Annotated in this window: 23 protein-coding genes and 2 pseudogenes; 7 read left to right on the forward strand and 18 right to left on the reverse strand. The window is 72.2% G+C overall.

What is annotated here, in order from left to right; all coding sequences use genetic code 11:
- Positions 1 to 181, forward strand: a pseudogene (locus ACGFMK_RS33520) (ABC transporter ATP-binding protein); the annotation flags it as partial.
- A gap of 55 nt (positions 182 to 236) precedes the next feature.
- Here the strand turns inward: ACGFMK_RS33520 and ACGFMK_RS33525 are convergent.
- Positions 237 to 1076 carry an oxidoreductase gene (locus tag ACGFMK_RS33525; protein ID WP_392771843.1) on the reverse strand — a complete coding sequence of 280 codons (840 nt, stop codon included), beginning with the start codon at positions 1074 to 1076 and terminating at the stop codon, positions 237 to 239.
- A 98-nt stretch (positions 1077 to 1174) separates the two neighbouring features.
- Between ACGFMK_RS33525 and ACGFMK_RS33530 the strand changes: the two genes are divergently transcribed.
- Entirely contained in the window at positions 1175 to 2077 is a 903-nt protein-coding gene (locus ACGFMK_RS33530; RefSeq protein WP_392771845.1) for a LysR family transcriptional regulator, read from the forward strand.
- Here ACGFMK_RS33530 and ACGFMK_RS33535 read toward each other — a convergent pair.
- A complete protein-coding gene (locus ACGFMK_RS33535; protein WP_392771848.1) occupies positions 2074 to 2703 on the reverse strand; it encodes an FMN-dependent NADH-azoreductase in 630 nt (209 codons plus the stop codon). The two genes, ACGFMK_RS33530 and ACGFMK_RS33535, sit on opposite strands and share 4 nt — an antisense overlap.
- Before the next feature lie 62 nt (positions 2704 to 2765).
- Between ACGFMK_RS33535 and ACGFMK_RS33540 the strand changes: the two genes are divergently transcribed.
- On the forward strand, positions 2766 to 3401 hold the full coding sequence (locus ACGFMK_RS33540) for a TetR/AcrR family transcriptional regulator (RefSeq protein ID WP_392771850.1): 636 nt from the start codon (positions 2766 to 2768) through the stop codon (positions 3399 to 3401).
- A gap of 59 nt (positions 3402 to 3460) precedes the next feature.
- Complete coding sequence (locus ACGFMK_RS33545; protein ID WP_392771853.1) at positions 3461 to 4540, forward strand: GDSL-type esterase/lipase family protein; 1080 nt, start codon at positions 3461 to 3463, stop codon at positions 4538 to 4540.
- Between the two features lie 221 nt (positions 4541 to 4761).
- Here ACGFMK_RS33545 and ACGFMK_RS33550 read toward each other — a convergent pair whose 3' ends face one another.
- Genes ACGFMK_RS33550 through ACGFMK_RS33565 form a run of 4 tightly spaced genes read right to left on the reverse strand, consistent with a single transcriptional unit; the run spans position 4762 to position 6913 of the window.
- Positions 4762 to 5061: a hypothetical protein gene (locus ACGFMK_RS33550; RefSeq protein WP_247051866.1), complete on the reverse strand. Its 300-nt coding sequence runs from the start codon at positions 5059 to 5061 to the stop codon at positions 4762 to 4764.
- Positions 5048 to 5272 carry a hypothetical protein gene (locus ACGFMK_RS33555; protein WP_323328284.1) on the reverse strand — a complete coding sequence of 75 codons (225 nt, stop codon included), beginning with the start codon at positions 5270 to 5272 and terminating at the stop codon, positions 5048 to 5050. Before ACGFMK_RS33555 ends, ACGFMK_RS33550 begins: the two co-directional genes overlap by 14 nt.
- A 46-nt stretch (positions 5273 to 5318) precedes the next feature.
- A complete protein-coding gene (locus ACGFMK_RS33560; RefSeq protein ID WP_247051868.1) occupies positions 5319 to 5774 on the reverse strand; it encodes an Lrp/AsnC family transcriptional regulator in 456 nt (151 codons plus the stop codon).
- Positions 5771 to 6913, reverse strand: coding sequence for a M24 family metallopeptidase (locus ACGFMK_RS33565; protein WP_392771856.1), 1143 nt, complete (start codon positions 6911 to 6913; stop codon positions 5771 to 5773). Before ACGFMK_RS33565 ends, ACGFMK_RS33560 begins: the two co-directional genes overlap by 4 nt.
- Positions 6914 to 7018: 105 nt before the next feature.
- Here ACGFMK_RS33565 and ACGFMK_RS33570 point away from each other — a divergent pair, with 105 nt between their 5' ends.
- Positions 7019 to 7966 (forward strand): 5'-3' exonuclease H3TH domain-containing protein, encoded by a 948-nt coding sequence (locus ACGFMK_RS33570; protein WP_392771858.1) that lies wholly within the window; start codon positions 7019 to 7021, stop codon positions 7964 to 7966.
- Positions 7967 to 8345: 379 nt separating this feature from the next.
- Here the strand turns inward: ACGFMK_RS33570 and ACGFMK_RS33575 are convergent, their stop codons facing one another.
- The 5 genes from ACGFMK_RS33575 to ACGFMK_RS33595 all read right to left on the reverse strand — a co-directional run bounded on the left by ACGFMK_RS33575 (position 8346) and on the right by ACGFMK_RS33595 (position 14946).
- Positions 8346 to 9563: a GNAT family N-acetyltransferase gene (locus ACGFMK_RS33575; RefSeq protein ID WP_392771861.1), complete on the reverse strand. Its 1218-nt coding sequence runs from the start codon at positions 9561 to 9563 to the stop codon at positions 8346 to 8348.
- Positions 9564 to 9606: 43 nt separating this feature from the next.
- Positions 9607 to 9954 (reverse strand): DUF4333 domain-containing protein, encoded by a 348-nt coding sequence (locus ACGFMK_RS33580; RefSeq protein ID WP_392771863.1) that lies wholly within the window; start codon positions 9952 to 9954, stop codon positions 9607 to 9609.
- Positions 9955 to 9978: 24 nt separating this feature from the next.
- Positions 9979 to 11181 carry a GNAT family N-acetyltransferase gene (locus ACGFMK_RS33585; protein WP_392771866.1) on the reverse strand — a complete coding sequence of 401 codons (1203 nt, stop codon included), beginning with the start codon at positions 11179 to 11181 and terminating at the stop codon, positions 9979 to 9981.
- Between the two features lie 80 nt (positions 11182 to 11261).
- Positions 11262 to 12011 carry a DUF4333 domain-containing protein gene (locus tag ACGFMK_RS33590; protein ID WP_392771869.1) on the reverse strand — a complete coding sequence of 250 codons (750 nt, stop codon included), beginning with the start codon at positions 12009 to 12011 and terminating at the stop codon, positions 11262 to 11264.
- Between the two features lie 157 nt (positions 12012 to 12168).
- Positions 12169 to 14946 (reverse strand): DEAD/DEAH box helicase, encoded by a 2778-nt coding sequence (locus ACGFMK_RS33595; protein ID WP_392771870.1) that lies wholly within the window; start codon positions 14944 to 14946, stop codon positions 12169 to 12171.
- 211 nt (positions 14947 to 15157) lie between these two features.
- Between ACGFMK_RS33595 and ACGFMK_RS33600 the strand changes: the two genes are divergently transcribed.
- On the forward strand, positions 15158 to 15724 hold the full coding sequence (locus ACGFMK_RS33600) for a hypothetical protein (protein WP_392771872.1): 567 nt from the start codon (positions 15158 to 15160) through the stop codon (positions 15722 to 15724).
- A gap of 164 nt (positions 15725 to 15888) precedes the next feature.
- On the opposite strand, the gene ACGFMK_RS33605 is transcribed toward ACGFMK_RS33600, so the two are convergent.
- The 7 genes from ACGFMK_RS33605 to ACGFMK_RS33635 form a co-directional block, all read right to left on the reverse strand.
- Positions 15889 to 16776: a diacylglycerol/lipid kinase family protein gene (locus tag ACGFMK_RS33605; RefSeq protein WP_392771875.1), complete on the reverse strand. Its 888-nt coding sequence runs from the start codon at positions 16774 to 16776 to the stop codon at positions 15889 to 15891.
- Entirely contained in the window at positions 16776 to 17750 is a 975-nt protein-coding gene (gene tatC, locus ACGFMK_RS33610) for a twin-arginine translocase subunit TatC (RefSeq protein WP_392771877.1), read from the reverse strand. Before tatC ends, ACGFMK_RS33605 begins: the two co-directional genes overlap by 1 nt.
- An 83-nt stretch (positions 17751 to 17833) precedes the next feature.
- Positions 17834 to 18163 carry a Sec-independent protein translocase subunit TatA gene (gene tatA / locus ACGFMK_RS33615; protein WP_392771879.1) on the reverse strand — a complete coding sequence of 110 codons (330 nt, stop codon included), beginning with the start codon at positions 18161 to 18163 and terminating at the stop codon, positions 17834 to 17836.
- A 31-nt stretch (positions 18164 to 18194) separates the two neighbouring features.
- Positions 18195 to 18407 carry a bacteriophage holin gene (locus tag ACGFMK_RS33620; protein ID WP_392771881.1) on the reverse strand — a complete coding sequence of 71 codons (213 nt, stop codon included), beginning with the start codon at positions 18405 to 18407 and terminating at the stop codon, positions 18195 to 18197.
- 9 nt (positions 18408 to 18416) lie between these two features.
- Positions 18417 to 19397, reverse strand: coding sequence for a WYL domain-containing protein (locus tag ACGFMK_RS33625; protein WP_323328306.1), 981 nt, complete (start codon positions 19395 to 19397; stop codon positions 18417 to 18419).
- Positions 19394 to 20386, reverse strand: coding sequence for a helix-turn-helix transcriptional regulator (locus ACGFMK_RS33630; protein WP_392771884.1), 993 nt, complete (start codon positions 20384 to 20386; stop codon positions 19394 to 19396). The genes ACGFMK_RS33625 and ACGFMK_RS33630 overlap by 4 nt, the downstream gene beginning before the upstream one ends.
- A 10-nt stretch (positions 20387 to 20396) precedes the next feature.
- Positions 20397 to 20828, reverse strand: a complete 432-nt coding sequence (locus ACGFMK_RS33635) for a winged helix-turn-helix transcriptional regulator (protein WP_392771887.1) — start codon at positions 20826 to 20828, stop codon at positions 20397 to 20399.
- A gap of 119 nt (positions 20829 to 20947) precedes the next feature.
- On the opposite strand from ACGFMK_RS33635, the pseudogene ACGFMK_RS33640 reads away from it, so the two are divergent.
- Positions 20948 to 21855 (forward strand): annotated as a pseudogene (locus ACGFMK_RS33640) (NADP-dependent oxidoreductase).
- Positions 21856 to 21869: the final 14 nt, after the last annotated feature.

The following is a 21869-nucleotide window of genomic DNA, read 5'->3' on the forward strand; positions in this document are numbered from 1 at the left end:
CACCGACGAGCCGACCGCGCACCTCGACGCCGGCAGCACTCCCCGCGTCCTGAAGCTGCTGCGCCGCTGCGCGACGGAAGGGGCGGCCGTCATCGTCGCCACCCACGACCACGAGGTCCACCGCATCGCCGACCGCCGCGTCCGCCTCCTCGACGGCGTCCTGACCGCCCTGCTCGACTGAAGTCCGTGAATGTCGCATTGAGGGACTCAGAGTCCCTCAATGCGACATTCACGGCTTACGCCAGGGCGGTCGAACGGCTGACGTCCTCCCAGGCGGCCAGGTCCGCAGCCAGGGACTCGTGGTGGCCTCGGATCGCTTCGACGGCGTCCGTGCCGAGTGCCAGCCGCAGCGGGGCGTCGTCGCTGGTCACGGCCCGGACGATCGCCGCGGCCGCCTTCGCCGGGTCGCCCGGCTGCGAGCCGTCCATGGCCTCGACGGCGTCGCGGGTACCCGACGTCGACACCGCGTAGGCGTCGATCGTGCGCGAGCGGTGCATCCGGCCACCGCCGAACTCGGTGCGGAACGCACCGGGCTCGACGATCAGCACCCGCACCCCGAACGGCGCCACCTCCGCCGCCAGCGCCTCCGACAGCCCCTCCAGCGCGAACTTCGCCGCGCAGTACGCCCCGAAACCGGGCATCGACAGCTGCCCGCCCATCGAGCTGATCTGCACGATCGTGCCGCTGCCCTGCGCACGCAGGTGCGGCACCACCGCCTTGGTCACCTCGACCGCGCCGAAGAACATCACCTCCATCAGCGCCCGCAGCTCGGCCATCGTGAGTTCCTCGACCGCGCCGACCGAGCCGTTGCCCGCGTTGTTGACCACGACGTCGATCCGCCCGAACGTCTCGAGCGCGAGCTTCACCGCGGCGTCGACCTGACCGGCGTCGGTGACGTCCAAGGCCGCCGTCCGGACCCGGTCCCCGCCCGCTTCTTCCAGGTCCGCCAAGGTTTCCGGCCGCCGGGCCGTGGCCAGTACCCGGTCGCCGGCGGCGAGGGCGGCCAGCGCCACCTCCCGGCCGAAGCCGGAAGAGCAGCCGGTGATCAGCCAGACGCGGCCGTCGGTGTTCGTCATCTGCGTGTTCCTCCCAGTGCGTTTCCTCCCTCCATCCTCGGGACGATCACGCACACACCGCCAACACCGATCCACTGCCACAGCTACAGTCAGAGCCTGTGACCCCCGAGCTGCGGCAGCTGCGCTACTTCGTCGCCGTCGCCGACGAAACCAGCTTCACCCGCGCCGCCGCCGGCCTCCACATCGCCCAGCAGTCCCTCTCCCAGCAGATCACGGTGCTCGAACGGACCCTCGGCGCGCGGTTGTTCGACCGCGACGCCCGCGGCACCCGGCTCACCGCCGTCGGCGCACTCTTCCTCCCCGAAGCCCGCGCGGTACTGGCCCGCGCCGACGACGCCGTCGCGACGCTGGGCCGGGCGGTGCGCGGGGAGATCGGCCGCGTCCGGCTCGCGTTCCTCACCACCACGGCGAACTACCTGCTGCCACCCGTGGTCCGCGCCGCCCGCGAACGGTTCCCCGGCCTCGAAGTCCACACCGCCGAGGCCTCGATCGCCGACCTCGTCGACGGCCTGCGCGAGCACCGCTTCGACCTGGCCTTCACCCGGCCACCCCTGGTCGACGGCCTCGCGTCACGAACTCTGATGACCGAAGAGGTGTGCGCGGTCCTCCCCGAAGACCATCCCCTGGCGGACCGCACGACCCTGACCCTCGCCGATCTCGCGGACGAGCCGTGGGTGCTGACCCCCCGCAGCAGCTGGGAACCCTGGCACCGCAGCTACGACGACGACTTCGCCACCGCCGGCTACACCCCGCGCGTCGTGCAACGCGCCGCGACCGTGCAGGGCCTGCTCGGCCTCGTCGCCGCCGGGGTCGGCGTCACCCGGCTCACCCGCTCGTCCCACAGCCTCCGGCGCACCGGCGTGGCCTTCGTGCCCCTGGACGGCGACATCGCCCGGACCGAGCTGGTCTGGTTGCCCGGCAACGACAACCCGGCCCGGCGCACCATCACCGACGTCGCCGTCGAACTCGCCGCCACCACCGACCTGACCGAAGCCGGCTAGAACGTCTTCGCCGCGTCCCGGGCGGCCTCGTGCGCGACCCGGGCCGGCTCCGCCGCGTCACCGGTCAGCGTGGGGTGGAACCGGATCTCCGTGACGTCGTCGATGCCCGTCCAGTTGAGCCAGCCGGTGAAGAACGGCGCCTGGAAGTCGTCCCCGAACTCCCGCCCGAGCCCCGGCCCCCAGACCGCGCTCGTGTAGACGACCGCGGCGCGCTTGCCCCGCCCGGCCAGCAGGTGCTCGTACCCGGTCACGGCGTCGACCCCGAACACCCAGCCGGGCTGGGACACGACGTCCACGAACTGCTTGAGCACGTACGGCACACCCGAGTTCCACATCGGCACGCTGAACAGGATCCGGTCGGCGGCGTCGAACCGGGCGAACGCTTCACGGGCCGCCTGCCACGCCACGGCCTGCTCACCCTGCGGCGTGCCGCCACCGAACACCGTCATCTTGGCGCCCGCCGCAGCCGGCCCGAACTCGGGCAGCGAACCGTCCCAGAGGTCCCACTCGTCGATCTCGGCGCCGGGATGGACCTCGCGGTAGGTGTCCAGGAAAGTAGCTGCCAGACGCAGCGACTGGGACTCTTCCCCACGTGGGGACGCGGAAATGTGCAGCAGATCAGGCATGACGATGCTCCTCGGGAGGGTGTCGGCTTCCGCCGGACCAGAATTCGGACTAGAGTCCGCTTATGTCTTCGAACGTTAGCGGACCAGAGTCCGCTTCGTCAACGCCGACCGAACTCCCGGTGCTCGGCGCGCCCGTACGCGAACGCGCCGACGCCGCGCGCAACCGGATCCGGGCCCTCACCGCCGCCGAAACCCTCTTCGCCGAACGCGGCGTCGACGCCGTCACCATGGACGACGTCGCGGCCGCCGCCGGAGTCGGCAAAGGCACGCTCTACCGCCGCTTCGGCGACAAAGGCGGACTCGCCATGGCCCTGCTCGACGAACGGGAAACCGAACTACAGCAACGGATCCTCACCGGCCCACCCCCACTGGGCCCCGACGCCGCACCCGCCGACCGGCTCGCCGCGTTCATCGAGGCCTACCTCGAACTCCTGGACCGGCAACTCGACCTCGTCCTGCTGTCCGAGACCGCCACGACCGGCGCCCGCTTCCGCACCGGCGCCCACACCCTCTGGCGCAGCCACTGCCGCCACCTGCTCGAAACCGGCGGCGCCACCGACCCGGAGATCGCCGCCGACGTCCTCCTCGCCGCCCTCTCGGCCGAACAGGTCCGGCACTGGCTGCGCGACCGCGAACTCAGCCCTGACGCCCTCACGAAATCCCTCGTCGGACTGGCCCGCACCTGGGTCCCCGTGTGACCGGTCACGCACGGTGTCCAACACCGGAACCCGGCACCTGATCCGTAGAATCAGCCGAGATGCGACGACTTCGGTGGTACTGGGGGGCACTGGTCCTCGTCAGCGTGGCCCTGCTCGTGGGCCTCTTCGCCTTCTTCGGCTCCGAAAGCAAACCCGGGCAACCCCAGCCCCGCCAAGGACCGCCGGGCACCGGCCCCCTCACCGTCGTCGCCATGGGCGACAGCACCGCCTCCGGCGAAGGCGCCGGCCAGTACACACCCGCCACCAACGGCCAAGGCGGCGACTGGTGCCACCGCTCCCCCAACGCCTTCGTCGAGAAGATCGCCGTCCCCGGCATCACCGCCCACGTCAACCTCGCCTGCTCCGGCGCGCCCGCCGAACAGGTCGCCCTCGGCGGCGTCAAGCAGTGGACCGAGGGATCGCAGGCGCAGCAGCTCGCAGCCCTGGTCAAGGACCACCGCGTCGCCGCCGTGGTCATCGCCGTCGGCGCGAACGACGACCCGAAGTTCTCCAACCAGGTCACCGACTGCTTCAAGGCGTGGTTCAGCCCCGGCGGCCCGCCGTGCAGCGACGCGCTCAAGCAGAGCTGGCAGTCCAAAGTGGACGCCATGGTCCCGAAGGTGACCGCCGCCGTCGCCGACGTCAAGAAAGTACTGGCCCAGGCGGGCTACGTGCCCGCGGACTACCAGCTGATCCTGCAGTCCTACGCCGCCCCGATCGGCCCGGACGTCCCCGAGGAGCTGCGCAGCCTCAACGGCTGCCCGTTCCGGGTGGAGGACCTGCGCTGGATCTCCCAGACCGGCATCGGCGTCCTGTCCTCCGGCATCAAGACCGCGGCCCAGCGGACCGGCGCCCGGTTCCTGGACCTCGCGAAGGCCGGTGTGAAACACGAAGCGTGCAGCGGCGGCGCCAACCCCGCGACGGAGTGGTTCACGCGCCTGACCCTCCAGCTCGCCGACCTCGGGCAGTCCGACCGGGCCGGCCACGCGCTGCAGGAGTCGTTCCACCCCAACGCCGCCGGCCACACGGCGATCGCGAACTGCCTCACGGAGTTCATGGCCAGCCGCGAAGGCAACGCGTCCTGCCTGGCGGGCGCCGACAGCAAACTCCACCCGGTCCCGGAGGTCGTGGCCCGCTGACCCCCGCCGTCTGTCGCTTTGTTTGTGAGGTGGCGCGATTGCCTTACGGAACTAATTGGTTTTCAACTAACGCCGGGCCGTATAGGGCGTTATACACTTAAGGAGACGACCGACCGCGCCGGTTCAGGCTTCGCGTCGGGATCTCGACGCGGGGCACAGCTCAGGAACTCCCCTGCTCGGAGGCGCGAAGGCCTTCAGTAAGGCGCTCCCCTACCCCGGTGTCAGAGGTCGAGGGCGGCGCGGAGCGCGATGTCGATGCGCTCCTGGACCTCCTGGTCGATCTCCGCGAGGCGCTCGTCGAACCACGGGCGGTAGAGCCGCGTGAGGTTCAGCGTCGACACCCAGTAGCGGGCGTCGATCGCCACGCCGAGGATGTCCTGGGGGTCGCGGTCGAGCAGTTCGGTGCCGAGCAGCCAGGGGCGCTCGGACTCGTTCACCCCGTCCGAGGACAGCAGCACCACGGTGCGTTGCCGGGCCGGATCGGTCGGGGGGTGGTACGTCCAGACTTCACCCCTGCGCACGCAGATCCTTTTCCGCCGCGCTGCGCTCGGCCTCGTCGAACTCCGCGGTGGCCGGCTCCGGCTTCTGCGGGGTGTAGCCCGTGCGTACCGCCTCGCGCCGGGCCGCCTTCGACAGCCAGGACGAGACCGAGATCCCGTGTGCTTTCGCGGCTCGTTCGGCGAAATCCAAGGCGCCGCTGTCCAGCGAAAGAGTCACCTTACGTGTTGCCATACCTTTTACCGTACCAGTGCCCCGGTGACCGGCCACCCCGCCGGTGTCAGAACGTAGGCGAACGTCCCTCGAACGGCGTAGAGAGCACCACCGTGGTGCGAGTGGACACCTTCGCGGCCTCCCGGATCCGGCGCAGCAGGTCTTCCAGCGCCAGCGGCGACTGGACGCGCACCAGCAGGATGTAGGACTCGTCGCCGGCCACCGAGTAGCAGGACTCGATCTCCTTGATGTGCTGGATCCGCTGCGGGTAGTCGTCGGGCGCGCCCGGGTCGTTCGGCGTCAGCGAGATCAGGGCCGTCAGCGGCAGCCCGATCTGCTCGCCGTCGAGCCGCGCGGTGTACCCGAGGATGACACCGCGCTGCTCGAGGCGGCGCACCCGCTGGTGCACCGCGGACACCGAAAGCCCGACGCGTTCGGCGAGGTCGGTGAAGCTGCGGCGCCCGTCGGCCGCGAGTTCCTCGACGATCGACTGGTCGAGCGGCTCCAGGCCACCGGTGGTCATGCGTCCAGCACGACGAGTTCGTGCGGCTGGTTGTTGACGGACTCGACGCCGTCGGCGGTGACGATCACGATGTCCTCGATGCGGGCGCCCCAGCGGCCCGGCTGGTAGATGCCCGGCTCGACGCTGAAGGCCATGCCCGGCTCCAGCGGCAGCGTGTTGCCCGCGATGATGTAGGGCTCCTCGTGCACGTCCAGGCCGATGCCGTGCCCGGTGCGGTGGATGAAGTACTCGCCGAACCCGGCCTCGGTGATGACGTCGCGCGCGGCGGCGTCGACCTGCTCGGCCGTGACACCCGGCTTGACCGAGGCGACCGAGGCGGCCTGGGCACGCTGCAGCACCGCGTACGTCTCGGCGACGTCGGCGTCGCGCGGCTCGCCGACGGCGTAGGTGCGGGTGGAGTCGGAGTTGTACCCGGCCGGGAGCGGGCCGCCGATGTCGACGACCACGACGTCACCCTTTTCGATGACGCGGTCGGAGACGTCGTGGTGCGGGCTGGCGCCGTTCGGGCCGGAGCCGACGATCACGAAGTCCGCCTGGACGTGCCCCTCCGCCACGATCGCCGCGGCGATGTCCGCGCCGACCTCGGCCTCGGTGCGCCCGGCTCGCAGCCACTCGTGGACGCGGGCTTGCACCCGGTCGATGGCCGCGCCGGCGTCGCGCAGGGACGCGATCTCGGCGGCGTCCTTGCGCATCCGCAGCTCGCGCACGACCGGGCCGGCCAGCGTCTGCTCGGCCTCGCCGAGCGCCGCGCGCAGGGCCAGCACGTGCAGGGCCGGAGTGAAGTCGCTGACCGCGACGCGGCCGGCCTTGCCGAGCCGGTCCGCGACGAGCTTGTACGGGTCGTCGCCGTCCACCCAGGTCAGCAGGTCGACGCCGAGCTCGTCGGTCGGCACGTCGGCGTAGCCGGGCGCCTCCAGCTTCGGCACGACCAGCGCGGGCGTGCCGTCGGCCGGGACGACGAGGGTGGTGAGGCGCTCGAACGAGCCGCCGGCCTGGCCGATCAGGTAGCGCAGGTCGGAACCGGGCGCGATCAGCAGGGCGTCGGTGTCCGCGGCGGCCGCGGCGGTGCGGGCGCGGTCCAGGCGGGCGCGGAGGGCTGCGGCGTCGGGGGCGGGCGTGTGCAGGGAACGGCGCGACATGGGACGAGCCTAGCCGGGCCGTCCCGGTGATCCACTCGCCCGGGCCCGCGACATGCCGGACCCGAGCGCTACGGCACACCGGCGGGTGCGTGGGAGGCTGTGCGGGTGACCGGACCCCTTGCGCTGCTCGACTCCGCGAGCCTGTACTTCCGTTCGTTCTTCGCTCTGCCCGATTCGATGCGGGCCGCCGACGGCACCCAGGTGAACGCCGTGCGCGGGTTCACCGACACGATCGCGCGGATCCTCACCGACCGGCACCCGTCGCGGCTGGTGTGCTGCCTGGACGCGGACTGGCGGCCGAAGTTCCGGACCGATCTCCTGCCCAGCTACAAGGCCCACCGCGTGGCCGAGGAGACCACCGGCGCCGACCCCGACGTCGAAGAGGTCCCCGACACCCTCACCCCGCAGGTGCCGATCATCCTCGACGTCCTGGAGGCGTTCGGCTTCGCCACCGCGGAGGCGGCCGGCTACGAGGCCGACGACGTCATCGGCGCGCTGGCCCACCGCGAGAAGACCGACGCGGTCGAGGTGATCACCGGCGACCGCGACCTGTTCCAGCTGGTGCGCACCAAGCCGACCCCCACGTCGGTGATCTACGTCGGCAAGGGCTGGGCGAAGGCCGAACAGCTGGGCCCCGACGAAATCGCCGAGCGCTACAGCCTCCCCCGCGAGACGGCCGGCCCGGCGTACGCGGACATGTCCATGATGCGCGGCGACCCCTCGGACGGGCTGCCGGGCGTCGCCGGGATCGGCGAGAAGACCGCGGCCAAGCTCATCACGGAGTTCGGCTCCCTCGACGCGCTCTTGAAGGCCTCCGCGGCGAGCGACAACCGGGTCCCCCTCAAGACCCGCCTGCGGCTGGCCGACGCGGCCGACTACCTGGCGGTGGCGCCGACGGTGGTCCGCGTCGCGGTCGACGCACCGGTCGAGCAGTCCCGCCCCGACGCGGTGCCGACTTCGCCCGCGGACCCGGACCGGGTCGCCGAGCTGGCGGAGCGGTGGAACCTGGGTAATTCGATCGAACGGCTGCTGAAGGCGTTGCCGGGCGCCTAGCGCCGCGACTTTGCTGAGCGGGGCCGCCGGCGTTCGTCGATGGAGGATTCCGGACATCGGATGTCCGGAATCCTCCATCGACACCTCCCGCCCATGTCGCCAGCCGGAAGCTTCCCCACGGGCGGGGGCCGGCCGGGGCAGAGCGGCGAGCCCGCTCCCGGCGCCTGAAAGTACGCGGCCGAGATCGCGGAGCCGCCCCGGATTCGAAGCCTCTCGGGCCGAGCCACGTTCCGGCGCACGAGCGGCCCTTTCGTGCCCGACCGAGTGCCGCGCGAACGACCCGGCCGTGCCGAATCGGTCGCGAACGGCCCGGTCGCACCGGCGCTGGCGCCTCATCTGCCCACGATTCCAGCGGCGACCACCACTGTGACCCCGGCGGCTAGAAGTAGGTGCCGCACCACGGCGCGGTGACCGTGGTGAACAGCTCGTCCGCCCGGGCGAGCGCCGCCGGGTCGTGGGCCGTGATCCGGCCCGCCTCGGCCAGCGCCGTCGCGCTCCACTCCCCCAGGTACACCATCGCCAGGGTGTCGGCGTCCAGGGTCAGGTGCGCCTCGGCTTCCGTGCGGCGGGCGCCCGACGGGCCGACCTCGTAGTGCCCCGTGTTGGCCGGCAGCGTCCGGTCGGCCACGGCGAGGACCACCGGTGCGGCGTCGCGGTAAGTCCGGGCCCCGAGGGCGGTCTCGACGTCGACCAGGCGCACCCACAGGTCGTCCTCGACGTCGGTCGTGAGGGCGTGGCGATGGTCGGCCATCATCGGCGCGAGCGGCTCGTCGACCGGGCGGTACCGCGCGCGGATGCCGGAGACCAGGTCCACCGACAGCAGGAACCGCCACAGGGCGGCGCGGGCGACCGGGTCGGCCGCGTGCAGCTCGCGGACCTTCAGCATGGCGCCCTTGTCCGGCGACTCCGGGGTCCGGCGGTCGACGGTGCCGTACACCGCGAATCCGTCGTCGCCGTCCGGTCCACTGTGGACGACCGTGACGTGGTCGCCGTCCGGGCCGGCGAGCCGGTCGTGGGAGATCGGCCACCACACGTCCGGGCGGCCCATCATGCCGGCCCGGTGCAGCCCGATCCGCTGGTACAGCCCGGGAATCTCCTTCACGGCCTCGGCCGGGGTGAGCATCCGGACCCGCCCGGCCGCCGGGACGCGCTCGTGCAGGCGCGCCGCGGGCCGGTCGATCCACACGGTCTTGCCGAGCGCCGCGGAGCCGTAGCCGAACCGGCCGTAGATGGTCGGCTCGCTGGCGTGCAGCGCGGCCAGCGGCAGGCCGCGCGCGGCGACGTCGGCCAGCTGCGCGGCCATCATCGCGCTGAACACCCCGCGACGGGTCCAGTCGGCGCGCACCCCCACCCCGTCGACCGCGGCGACACCGAGCGCGCGCCCGCCCGGCACGGCCATCTCGGTCTCGTAGGAGCTGGTGATGCCGATCGGGACGTCGCCGTCGAACGCGGCGAACTTGTGCCCGGCCGGCCAGGACTCCCCGTAGCGGGACCAGTCCTCGTCGCTGACCCGGTTGCTGTGCAGCGACCGGCCGAGCAGGTCGAACGTGCTGCGGCGCTCGGCTTCGGTGATGGGACGGACGTCGAAGGCGGTCATGGGCCCGATGATGCCGGGACGTCCGCGCTCCGGCATCCCGTTTTCAGCCCGGCGGGTCCACCCGGTAGCGGCCGTCGGTACCCAGGACGGTGACCGGGACACGTTTCGCCGTCCCGCCGATCCGCGCGGTGCAGGCGAACGCCCGGCCGATGACGACCGGCTGACCCGCGGGACAGGTCACCCCTTCGACGCCGGTGATCCGGAAGCTGTCCAGGAGGATCTTCCGCACCCCGGCGCCGACCGCGGCCGGGTCGAGCACCCGTACCGGCGCGCCGGTGGGCGCCGCCGTGCTCCGGCTCGGCAGCACCGGCGCCGGGACCGGCTCGGCCGCCGAGCCGCAGGCCGCAAGCACGCAGCAGAGGGCGAGGAAAACGAGGAAACGCCTGGTCACGGTGCTCACCCCCGGCGATGCGGCTCAGAAAAAGGTACCGCACCAGGACTGGACGCGCGTGCCGAAGAGGGCGTCGGCGGCCACGAGGGCGGCCGGATCGCGGACCTCGATCCGGCCCGCGGTCGCCAGCGCCGACGCCCGCCAGGTCCCCAGGTACAGCATCGCCAGCGTGGTGACGTCGAGGGCGAGCGCGGCCGGTTCACCCGTGCGCTCGGCACCGTCGGCGGTGATCCGGTAGGTGCCGGTGTTCGCGGGCAGCAACGGGTCCGCGACCTCGATGACCACGGGCGCCGCGTGGCCGTACTCGCGGGCGGCGAGAGCCTTCGGGACGTCGACGAGCCGCAGCCAGTGCTCGTCACCCACCCGGTCGACGTTGCCGCGGCGGTGGTCGGCGAGGATCAGCTCCACCGGCTCGTCGAGCGGCCGTCCCGCGGTGACGATCTTGTCGACCAGGTCGATGCCCAGCAGGAACCGCCACAGCCCGGCGAACGCGGCCGGCGTGCCGGCGAACATGTCGAACACTTCGAGGGTCTTGGTCCACGGGTGGGTGTGCAGGCCGCCGATCGAGTAGCTGACGTAACCGTCCGGCCCGTCCGCGCCGTGGTGCACGACGCTCTTCACCACATCGGTCGCGCGACGGGCTTGGCTCTCGTACAGCCGCCACAGCACCTCCGGCCGGGTCATCATCCCGGGCCGGTGCTCGAGACGCTCGTAAACGCCGGGCAGGGCCGCCACGGCGTCGTCCAGCGTCAGCAGCTCGATCTCACCGCCGAACGGGAGATCCGGGCGCAGCCGCGCGCGGTGCCGGTCGACGCTGTAGGTGCGGCACCGCGTCGCCAGGCCGTACCCGAACCGCCCGTAGATGCCGGCCTCGGAGGCGCCCAGGTTCGCGAACACGACATCACGCGCGGCGAAGTCCTCGAGCTGGGTGGTCATCATCGCGCGCAGCACACCGCGCCGGGTCCGGTCGGCGCGCACCCCGACGCCGGTGACCCCGGCCAGCGGCAACCGGGCACCGCCGGGCACCGTCAAAGCGGCGTCGAACGACCGTGCCGTCCCGATGAAGGCGGGGTCGAACGCCCCGATCGTGCCACCCGGCTGGTAGGCCCGGCCGGCGCGTTCCCAATCGGCGTCACTGCTGGGCGCTGCGTGCACGGTCTCGCGGAAGAGGTCGCCGGCCGCGCGGTGCTCGTCTTCGCGCAGCGTCCGGATGTCGAAGTCGGTCATGCCCCTGATCATCGCCGGAGACAGCGAGATCCGGCCACCGCAAATTCGCGGTGACCGGACCTCGGCCGAACGGGATGAAGCTACTTCGCGGCGGGTGGCGACACCTCGTAGTTGCCGCCGTCGCCCTTCACCGTGATCGGGATCTGCTGCGGCTTCCCGGCGATCGTGGCGGTGCACTCGAACTTCGCGCCGTCCTCGACCTTCTGCTCGGCCGGGCAGGTGACGCCGGTGACGCCGTCGATCTTGTACGTGTCGGTCAGCAGCTTCTGCACGTCGGTCTGCATCTGGGTGTTGTTGAAGACCTGCGTCTTGAAGAACCCGGGCGCGACGAAGCCGAGAATGCCGACCACCGCGACGACCACGACCAACACGATGATGCCGATCAGCAGGCCCTTCTTGGACTTCGCCGGCTTCTCCCCCTCCGGAGCGGGAGTCGCGCCGGGGAACTGCTGCTGCCCGTAGTCGTACTGGCCCGGCTGCGCGGGCGGCTGCTGCCCGTACTGCGGCTGCTGCTGCGGCCCGCTCTGCGGGTACGCCCCACCGGGCTGCTGCCCGTACTGGGGCTGCTGCTGCGGGCCACTCTGCGGGTACCCGCCGCCGGGCTGCTGCCCGTACGGCGGCGGCTGCTGGCCCCACTGCGGCTGCTGCGGCGGGGTGTAACCACCGGGCTGCTGACCCCACTGCTGGGGCTGCTGCGGCTGACCCCATTGCTGCTGCTGGTTGGGGTCGTACGGCGGCTGCTGCTGCGGGCCGCTCGGCGGGTACGCGCCGCCCGGCTGCTGCCCGTACTGGGGCTGCTGTGGGTCGTTGCCGCCATACGGCGTGCTCATCGTCTGCCTCCGCCTGCTTCGTTCATCTCATGCCCAACCCGATATCGCCGCCGAGCCGCGTACGCACGGTTCGTGGCCGATCCAACCACAGGTCCGAGCCGAGCACACGCGTCCACGCTCACCCGCTGCGCCGTCCGGACCAGCCCTCACACCAAGCTCACGCCGCACCCGCGGCGACAACCCCGCGGCGCAGCGCCTTGACCGCTTCGGCCGCCGTCGCGCCGACCCGGTCGGTCTTGCCCAGCACGTCCCGGATCTGGTCGAGCAGGTCGATCACCTGACGCGACCAGCGCACGAAGTCACCCGCCGACAGCTCCTGACCGTTGGCCTCCGCCGCCGTCAGCACCTTCTCCAGCGACTCACCGCGCGCCCAGCGGTAGACCGGCCACGCGAACCCCGCGTCGGGCTCACGCGTGCGGTTGAGCCGATGCCGCCGTTCGTCCTCGGTCAGCTCCACCCACAGCCGCGCGGTCTCCTCCCACGCCTCGGGAACCGCACCGCCGGGCAGCCGCGGCTCCCCCGCGGTGTCCCGGCGCGCCTCGAAGACCAGCGTCGAGACGACGGCGGCCAGCTCGGCCGGGCCGAGCTTCTCCCACACGCCGTGCCGGATGCACTCGGCGGCCAGCAGATCGGACTCGCTGTAGAGCCGGGTCAGGCGGCGGCCGTGCTCGGTGACCCGGTCCTCGCCGTCACCGGCGGTCTCCGGCCCGAGATAGCCGCGCTCCCCGAGCAACGCGAGGATCCGGTCGAACGCCCGCGCCAGCGAGTGCGTGGTCGCCGCGACCTTCCGCTCCAGCTGCTCGGTTTCGGTGGCGAGCCGCTGGTACCGCTCGACCCAGCGCAGGTTCGCCTCCCGCTCGGCCAGCCCGTGGCACGGATGCGCCCGCAGGGCCCGCCGCAGCGCCGCCAGCTCACCGTCCTCATTGGCCCCCGAACTCCGCTTCTGCCGGCCGGGCAAGGAAATCCCCGCACTGCGCAGCGTCGACGCGATGTCACGACGGGTCTTCGGCGAACGCAGCTCGATGTGCTTGGGCAGCTTGATCCGCCCCAGCGCCTCGACCGGCGCCGGGAAGTCCGCCACCGACAACGGTCCCGACCAGCGGTCCTCGGTCACCACGACCGGCCGCGGCTCCCGGATCGGGTCTAGCCCCGGGTCGACCACCACGGCCAGCCCGGCACGACGGCCCGCCGGCACCGCGATGACGTCACCCTTGCGCAGCTTCTCCAGCGACTCGGCCGTGCCGGCGCGGCGCACGGCCGTGTTCTGCCGCGACAGCGCCTTCTCCCGCGCCGAGATCTTGGCCCGCAGCTCGACGTACTCGAGCATCTCGTCGAAGTCGCCGGTCACCGCGTTCGTGTAGCCCTTGAGCGCTTCCCGGTTCCGCTCGATCCGGCGGGCCGTGCCCACCACCGACCGGTCGGCCTGGAACTGCGCGAACGACTGTTCCAGCAGGTCACGGGCCTGCTCGGCGCCGACCTGGGCGACCAGGTTCACGGCCATGTTGTACCCGGGCCGGAACGACGACCGCAGCGGGTAAGTCCGCGTCGAGGCGAGCCCCGCGACCTGCTTCGGATCGACACCCGGCTGCCACGCCACCACGGCGTGGCCCTCGACGTCGATACCGCGGCGCCCGGCCCGGCCGGTGAGCTGCGTGTACTCCCCCGGCGTCAGGTCGACGTGCGCCTCGCCGTTGTACTTGACCAGCCGTTCGAGCACCACGGTCCGGGCGGGCATGTTGATCCCGAGCGCGAGGGTCTCGGTCGCGAACACGACCTTCACCAGCCCCCGGACGAACAGCTCCTCGACCGTCTCCTTGAACGCCGGCAGCAACCCGGCGTGGTGACCGGCGATGCCGCGTTCGAGCGCCTCACGCCACTCCCAGTAGCCGAGCACACCCAGGTCACCCTCGGGCAGGTCCGACGTACGGTCCTCGATCACCTGGCGGATCTCGTCGATCTCGTCGGGGCCGTTGAGCCGCAGCCCCGACCGGACGCACTGGTTGACGGCGGCGTCACACCCGGCTCGCGAGAAGATGAACACGATCGCCGGCAGCAACCCCGCCCGGTCCAGCTGCTCCGCGACCTCGACCCGCGACGGTGGCCGGAACCGCGGCATCCGGGGACCGCCTCGGCGGGCCCCGCGCGGGCCGCGGAAGCCGGCGGGCGCGTACTGGCGGCCGATCTCCTCGGTGCGGCGCACCAGGGTCGGATTGATCCGCAGCTCGGTCCCGGGCGCGTGGACGTCCTCACCCGCGAACAGGTCCATCATCCGGTTCCCGACGAGCATGTGCTGCCACAGCGGCACCGGACGGTGCTCGTCGACGACCACCGCCGTGTCACCCCGGACCTCGACCAGCCACTCGCCGAACTCCTCGGCGTTGCTGACCGTCGCCGACAACCCGACCACCCGGACGTGCTCCGGCAGGTGCAGGATCACCTCTTCCCAGACCGCGCCGCGGAACCGGTCGGCCAGGTAGTGCACCTCGTCCATCACGACGTACCCGAGGTCGGTGATCGTCGAAGACCCGGCGTACAGCATGTTCCGCAGCACCTCGGTGGTCATCACGACCACCTGCGCGTTGCCGTTGATCGACGTGTCCCCGGTGAGCAGGCCGACCGCGTCCGCGCCGTAGCGCGCCACGAGGTCGCCGTACTTCTGGTTCGACAACGCCTTGATCGGCGTGGTGTAGAAGCACTTGCGTCCCTCGGCCAGCGCCAGGTGCACGGCGAACTCGCCGACGATCGTCTTGCCCGCCCCGGTGGGCGCGCAGACGAGCACACCGTGGCCGCCCTCGAGGGCTTCGCACCCGCGGATCTGGAAGTCGTCGAACTCGAAGGAGGACTCCGCGGCGAAGCGGGTCAGCTGGGGGTACTGCCCCCGGCGTGCGGAGGCCGCATAGGCCTCGGCCGGGGAGGGAGAAGGGCTACTGGCCACCTCGTCAGGGTTCCACATGCCACCGACAGTTTGCACGCGGCGTGACCGACGGCGTGGCGTGACGTGGTCGTCCGGCCCCTGTCGTTGCCCGTTTGTCCGCCGTTGCCCGGGTTGGAGGCCCAAATCCACCCCGGTGGTATAGGTCGTTATACACACTCAGCGGGAACCTGCTTCGCCGTTTCGGCGTCGGAGCGGCTGAAGGGAGGCCACCATGACCGCACCCTGTCCGAGCTGCGGGCAGCTGGACCAGGTCCAGCACGTGCCCGCGGTCTACTACGGCGGGCACTCCTACTACCGGGGCCAGGGCCCGACGGTGGCCGTGCCGGCCGGCGACGGGGTCATCTACACGAGCAGCCAGGTGTCCGGGGTGACCGTCACCGGGGTCGCGCGGGCGCTCGACCCCTTCCCTCCCCGGCGCCGCAACGGCGGCTTGGTGGCGGGCATGGTGCTGCTCCTGATGATCGGGAGCTGTTTCCTGTGGCTGCCGTTCTCCGCGGTCGACGACCCGCCGCCGGGCGGGACGGGTGCCCTGGTGCTCGGGATCGTGCTGCTGGCGCTGCCGTCGGCGGCCGTGTTCGGCGGGATGGGGACGCTGATCTGGCTCTACGTGCGGCGGCTGCGGGCGCACCGGCGGCGCCGGGCCGGTATCCCGGCCGCGCAGGCGTTGTGGCAGCAGGGCTGGTTCTGCCACCGCTGCGGCGGGGTGTACCTGGCGCAGGGGCAGCTGATGGCGCCCACGCGGTTCCGTGAGCTCGTCGGCGAGGCCGGGGGCTACTGAGTCCCGCCAATGTCGTGTGTTGCCGCTCGACGTCCCAAATCCTCCATCGTCGCCTCGCGGCCACGTCTCCAGTCGGACGATCTCCGCGTGGAACCGGCTCGCAGCCTTCAGCCCCGCGCTACCAAGCCACTGTCAACGTCCCTTGGACGCGCGACGCTAGGAGGTCACTGAGCGGCCAGCACCGTCAGGGCGCCGGGGACGCAGCTGACCGTCACCGGGACCGTGCCCTGGGGCTCGCCGTCGGCGTAGGCCGGCCAGGTGTTGCCGGTCAGGGTGACCGAGGCGGCCCGGAAGGTGCGGACGGCCGGGTGGGTGACGTGGTTGCCGGTGCGCAGGCCGGGGAGCATGCGGATCAGGCCGCGGCGGGTCGCGTGGCCGATGACCGTGACGTCGAAGACGCCGTCCTCGGGGTCGGCCGTGGGGCAGATCGGGACGCCGCCGCCGTAGAACCGGGTGTTGCCGATCGCCACCAGCGTCGCGTCGAGTTCCAGGCGCCCGGTGCCGGTGTCGATGGCCACCGGCCGGGAGCGGAAGGCCGCCAGCTCGGCGAGGATCGCCAGATCGTAGCGGCGTGGCCCGGACGGCCAGCGCATCCGGTTGGCGCGTTCGTTGACGCTCGCGTCGAAGCCCGCGCACAGCACCGTCGCGAACCACGTCTCGCCGACGCGGCCCAGGTCGATCCGGCGGCGCGCGCCGGAGCGCAGGGCCGCCACCAGCGCGTCGACCGCGGGCAGGGGCTCCCCAGGGAGACCGAGGGCGCGGGCGAAGTCGTTGCCGGTGCCCGCCGGGACCAGGCCGAGCGCGACGCCGTGGTTCGCGCAGAACTGGACCCCCTGGTGCGCGGCGCCGTCACCGCCGAGCACGATCAGGACGTCGAGGCCCGCGTCGTGCGAGGTCCGCATCAGGGCGCGGGACTCCTCGACGGTGTTGGCCACGAGGACGTCGAGCCGGTCGACGGCGGTGCGGAGCCGCGCGGCGACCGTGTCCGCGATCCGGGCGGCGGCGCCGTGCCCCGAGGCCGGGTGCACGGCGAGCGCGGCGTGGATCCCCACTACGTGATGTCGTCGGTGCCGGACGACCGGCCGCCGGAGGTGGTCGGCGTGGACGGCTCGTCGTCGACCTTGCTCGGCGTGTAGTCGAACGGTGCGGCCTCGTCGTCGGCCAGCTTGTCCCAGCCCTCTTCGGACCGGAGCTTGTCCTTCTTGCGGTCGTGGAACCGCGCCATCTGCACGGAGATCTCGAACAGCACGGTCAGCGCGGCGGCGAGCCCGAGCATCGAGAACGGGTCGGAGCCGGGCGTGGCGAACGCGGCGAAGACGAACAGCGCGAACACGATGCCGCGGCGCCACTTCTTGAGCTGCGTGTACTTGACCACGCCGACGCGGTTGAGCATGACCACCAGCAGCGGCAGCTCGAAACTGATCCCGAAGATGATCAGCAGCGACAGCAGGAACGAAATGTACTTGTCCGCGGTGAGGGCGGTGACGAACGCGTCCTGCCCGAAGCCCATCAGCAGCTGCAGGGCGTGTGGGAAGAGGATGTAGGCGAGCACCGCGCCCGCGGCGAACAGCACCGAGGCGAACGAGACGAACGTCAGCGCGTAGCGGCGTTCCTTCGTGTACAGGCCCGGGGCGATGAACGCCCAGATCTGGTAGAGCCAGGCCGGGGAGAGCAGCACCGCGCCCGCCGCGAGGCCGACCTTCAGCTGGGTCATGAAGGCCTCGAACGGCACCGTCTGCAGCAGCCGGCACCCCGCCGCGCTGTCGAGCCGCCGGCTCGGCGGGATCGCGCAGTACGGGTCCTTGACGAGGTCTCCGAGAGACGGGATCGGACCGACCTTGGTGCCGAACCAGATGAACCCGAGGATCCCGCCGATGACGACGGCGAGCAGCGCCAGGCCGAGGCGACGGCGGAACTCGTAGATGTGCTCGATGAGCGTCATCGTGCCGTCGGGGTTGGCTCGGCGGCCGCGCTTGCGCCGCTTCGAGCCGCTCTTGTCCCCGTTTCCGGAGGCGGCTTCCGCCACTGGGGTTTCCGTTCTCGTCGGTGTCCGCCGGAGCGCGCCTGGCTAGACGCGCTCCGTGGACCAGGGACCGGTGGTGGGCTGGCTCAGCTGGCGTTCTTTTGCTCGGCGGCCGGCGCCTGCTGCTGCTTCTTCAGCTCGTCGAGCTGCCGCTGCAGGTCCGCGACCTGCTGGTCGGTGGCCGACGGGGCGGCGGGGACGACGGGCGTGGCCGGGATCTGCTTCGTCTCGACCGGCTCGGCGTCTTCGGCCGCGGCGGCCTTGTGCTCACCGGTGAGGTCCTTGGTCTCGGCCTTGAAGATCTTCATGGACTTGCCGATGGACCGGGCCGCGTCGGGAAGCCTCTTGGCCCCGAACAACAGCACGACGACGAGCACCAAGATGATCAAATGCCACGGCTGCAATCCGTTCAGCATGGTGGCCTCCTATCTGCGTCTGGTAGGGATGTTACTGGTTTTCCGGGTTCCGGCGGCGCTGCGCGAACGCGACGCGCAACGCTGCCGACCGGGCGCGGACGAGTCCGGCCCGGTCCTGGGTGTTCGTAGCCACCATGCTTGCGGTCTGCTTGAAAGCACGCAAGACCCGCGCGGTGCGCACCAGCAGGAACACGAGCAGCAGCAGGCCGGCGGCGGCGAGCAGGACGGTGGGCAGGTACGGCACGCGGTCAGCCTAGTGGTCGCAGGTTGACGGAAGGTGACGGGCTCGGGCCACCGCGTCGGCGGCCCGGCGGCCGACGTCGGAGGCCAGGTCGGCCGGGCTTTCGACCAGCGCTTCCCCGCCCAGGCCCAGCACGAGGCGCACCATCCAGGACTGGTCGGCGTAGCGCATCCGGATCCGCAGGCGGCCGCCGTCGAGCTCGTCGAGCTCCTCGCACGGGTAGTACTCGGCTACCCAGCGTGCGTCCGGGTCGAGGACGAGGACGGCCTCCCGCTGATCGGGACGCTCGCGAAAGACACCTTCGGAGATGTCGGTCGGGTGGGCGTGCGCGGGCGGGCGGGACGGCTCGTCGAGCACGGTCAGCTCGTCGATCCGGTCGAGCCGGAACAGCCGGACGCCCTCGGCGCGGCGGCACCAGGCTTCGAGGTAGCCGACGGCCTGCACGATGAGCAGCCTCATCGGGTCGACGGTGCGCTCGGTGATCTGGTCCTTCGACGCGGTGTAGTAGCGGATCCGCAGCGCCCGCCCGTCCCGCAGGGCGCGGGCGACCTCCTCGCGGTTCCGCGCGGTCTTCTTGCCCTCGCGGACCCCGCCGCCGACGATCACCCCGGCCGGCTGGGCCTGTCCGGCGGCGGCCTCGATCTTGGCGATGGACCGGCGCACGGCGTCGCCGTCGACCACGCCCGGGGTCTCCCCCAGCGCCCGCAGCGCGACCAGCAGCGCGGTCGCCTCGCCGCCGGTGAGCCGCAGCGGCCGGTTCATCCCGGCGTCGTGGGTGACGACGATGGTGTCGCCCTCGAAGGACAGGTCGATCAGGTCGCCGGGGCCGTAGCCGGGCAGCCCGCACATCCAGAGCAGCTCGAGGTCCTTGCGCAGCTGCTTCGGCGTGACGTCGAAGTCCTGCGCGGCCTCGTCGACGCGGATCCCGGGCCGGGCGAGCAGGTAGGGCACGAGGGCCAGGAGCCGGGGCATCCGGTCGCCGGAGCCGCTCATCGGACACTCCCCTGCTGCTGCCGGGCGACGACGGCCTCCAGCCGGTCCTGCACCGTCTTGGCCAGGACGTCGGGCTCCAGCACGACGACGTCGGGGCCCTGCGCGGTGATCCAGTCGGCGGCCGACTCCGGGAAGAGGAGCCCGATCTCGACGAGGTCGCCCTCCTGGCCGTCGACGGCGGAACGCCCGATGACGGTGCCGCGGCGGCGGACGCCGGCGGCGCGGCCGTCGGCGACCCAGAGCCGCGCGGTGGTGACCGGGGCCGGCTCGCTGTCCCCCGAGGTGGCCGACACGAGCTGGAGCAGGTTGACGCCGTCCGGGCGGTGCACGGCGCCGGGCTTCCCGACGGGCCGCACCTGGCCGGTGACGCGGGAGAGGCGGAAGCAGCGGGTGGCGCCGCGGTCGCGGTCGTGCCCGACGACGTACCAGCGGGCCTTCCACGACACCACGCCCCAGGGTTCGAGGGTGCGCATGATGCGTTCCGGTGAGCCGCTGCGGCGGTATTCGAAGCGCACGGCCTGGCCGCTCTGGACCGCCGCGAGCAGCGGCCCGAACGCCGGTTCGGCGCGCACGCGGGGTTCGATGACGGTCCGGGCCTGGTCGTCGACCTCGAGGCCGGCGGCGCGCAGCTTGACCAGCGCGCCCTGGGCCTGCCCGGTGAGCTCCGGGGAGTCCCACAGCCGGGACGCCAGCGCGACCGCGGCGGCTTCGTCGGGGGCCAGGTCGATCTCGCCGAGCTCGTAGTCGCGGCGGGCGATGCGGTAGCCCTCGATGGCGTCGAAGGCGGAGTTGCGGCCGGTCTCCAGCGGGATGCCCAGCTCGCGCAGCTCGGTCTTGTCCCGCTCGAACATCCGGAAGTAGGCGTCGTCACTGGACGCGTCGCCGTATCCGGGCACGATGCCGCGAATCCGCTCGGCAGAGAGGTACTGCCGGGTGGACAGGAGGGCCAGCACCAGATTGACCAGCCGTTCGGCGCGTGCGGTGGACACCCGGTAGAGCCTAGCCCGCTCCGCCCGGCCCGATCGTGAGGTCCGGCGTACGCGCGTCGTAATCGGCGCGCGCGGTGCTGACCTCGTCGAAGTTGGCCTCGGCCCAGTCCTTGAACGCCGACATCAGCGCGCGGAGGCTTTCCCCCAGCGGCGTAAGGGAATAGTCGACGCGGACGGGCACCGCCGGGGTCACCTCGCGGTGCAGCAGGCCGTCGCGTTCGAGCACCCGCAGGGTCTGGGTGAGCATCTTCTGGCTGACCCCGGCGATGCGCCGCGAAAGGTCGCTGTAGCGCATCGGGCCGTCACCGAGCGCGACCAGGACGAGGCTGACCCATTTGCCGGCGATCTCGTCGAGCAGCTTCCGGGTGGGGCAGGCGGCGAGGTAGGCGTCGTAGGCGGCCTTTTCGGCCAGGCGCTTCTGCTCCGCTGTCCGGGTGGGCACGGGTGAACCTCCCCTGGGGATCGTCACGGTGCGGTGGGCACCTGCCAGTGCGTACTTCCCGTTGGAGAGTAGCTCCCCATACGTTCGTGGGGAAGGTTCGACCCGCGAAGGAGCGACAGATGCGTGCGATGGTGGTCCGCCGGTTCGGCGGCCCGGAAGTGATCGAGCCCGCCGACGTCCCGGTGCCGGAGCCGGGCCCCGGTCAGGTGCGGATCCGGGTGGCGGCGGCCGCGGTCAACCCGGTCGACGCCGCGACCCGGTCCGGGATCCTGACCGAAGCCGGGGTGATCCCGCCGCGGGAGGTGCTCGGCCTCGGCTGGGACGTCGCGGGTGTGGTCGAGGCCGGCTCCGGTTTCCGCGTGGGCGACGCCGTGATCGGGCTGCGCGACCGGATCGCCGCGCCGCTGGGCGCCTACGCCGAGCAGATCGTGCTGGACACCTCGGCCGTCGCCCCGGCTCCGGCGGGCTTCTCCCCCGTCGAAGCCGCGACCCTGCCGCTCAACGCGCTGACCGCGGCGCAGGCCCTGGACCTCGTCGAGACGACCGGGGCGCTGCTGGTCACCGGCGCGGCGGGCGCGGTCGGCGGGTACGCCGTCACCCTCGCGCACGCCCGGAAACTGCCTGTCGTCGCCGTCGCGGCCGAGGCCGACGAAGCCGCCGTCCGGGATTTCGGGGCGGATCGGTTCGTCCCGCGCGGGCCGGACCTCGCCGATCGCGTGCGCGCCCTGGTCCCCGTGGGGTCGACGCCGTCCTCGACACCGCGTTGCTCGGGCTGGACGCGCTCGACGCCGTCCGCGGTGGCGGCGAGTTCGTCGCCTTCGCCGCCGGGGCCGCGCCGCTTCCCCTGCGCGGGATCCGCGTGCGCCACGTCTGGATCCGCGCCGACGGCGGACGGCTCGCCGACCTCACCGCGACCGGCCTACTGCGCCCGCGTGTTGCCGGCGTGCTGCCGCTCTCCTCCGCGGTGGAGGCCCACGAACGGCTGGCCGCGGGCGGGCTGCGCGGCCGTCTCGTGCTGACGCCGTGAGTTCTCCCTAGCCT

Source organism: Amycolatopsis sp. NPDC049252 (genome assembly GCF_043197175.1).
In the GTDB taxonomy this organism is placed as follows: Bacteria; Actinomycetota; Actinomycetes; order Mycobacteriales; family Pseudonocardiaceae; genus Amycolatopsis.

Excerpts from the sequence above, each read along its gene's own strand:
- ACGFMK_RS33525 (WP_392771843.1), bottom strand. The coding sequence starts at position 1,076 with ATGACGAACACCGACGGCCGCGTCTGGCTGATCACCGGCTGCTCTTCC.
- ACGFMK_RS33535 (WP_392771848.1), bottom strand. The coding sequence starts at position 2,703 with ATGCCTGATCTGCTGCACATTTCCGCGTCCCCACGTGGGGAAGAGTCC.
- ACGFMK_RS33540 (WP_392771850.1), top strand. The coding sequence starts at position 2,766 with ATGTCTTCGAACGTTAGCGGACCAGAGTCCGCTTCGTCAACGCCGACC.
- ACGFMK_RS33545 (WP_392771853.1), top strand. The coding sequence starts at position 3,461 with ATGCGACGACTTCGGTGGTACTGGGGGGCACTGGTCCTCGTCAGCGTG.
- ACGFMK_RS33555 (WP_323328284.1), bottom strand. The coding sequence starts at position 5,272 with ATGGCAACACGTAAGGTGACTCTTTCGCTGGACAGCGGCGCCTTGGAT.
- ACGFMK_RS33560 (WP_247051868.1), bottom strand. The coding sequence starts at position 5,774 with ATGACCACCGGTGGCCTGGAGCCGCTCGACCAGTCGATCGTCGAGGAA.
- ACGFMK_RS33565 (WP_392771856.1), bottom strand. The coding sequence starts at position 6,913 with ATGTCGCGCCGTTCCCTGCACACGCCCGCCCCCGACGCCGCAGCCCTC.
- ACGFMK_RS33575 (WP_392771861.1), bottom strand. The coding sequence starts at position 9,563 with ATGACCGCCTTCGACGTCCGTCCCATCACCGAAGCCGAGCGCCGCAGC.
- ACGFMK_RS33585 (WP_392771866.1), bottom strand. The coding sequence starts at position 11,181 with ATGACCGACTTCGACATCCGGACGCTGCGCGAAGACGAGCACCGCGCG.
- ACGFMK_RS33590 (WP_392771869.1), bottom strand. The coding sequence starts at position 12,011 with ATGAGCACGCCGTATGGCGGCAACGACCCACAGCAGCCCCAGTACGGG.
- ACGFMK_RS33600 (WP_392771872.1), top strand. The coding sequence starts at position 15,158 with ATGACCGCACCCTGTCCGAGCTGCGGGCAGCTGGACCAGGTCCAGCAC.
- tatA (WP_392771879.1), bottom strand. The coding sequence starts at position 18,163 with ATGCTGAACGGATTGCAGCCGTGGCATTTGATCATCTTGGTGCTCGTC.
- ACGFMK_RS33625 (WP_323328306.1), bottom strand. The coding sequence starts at position 19,397 with ATGAGCGGCTCCGGCGACCGGATGCCCCGGCTCCTGGCCCTCGTGCCC.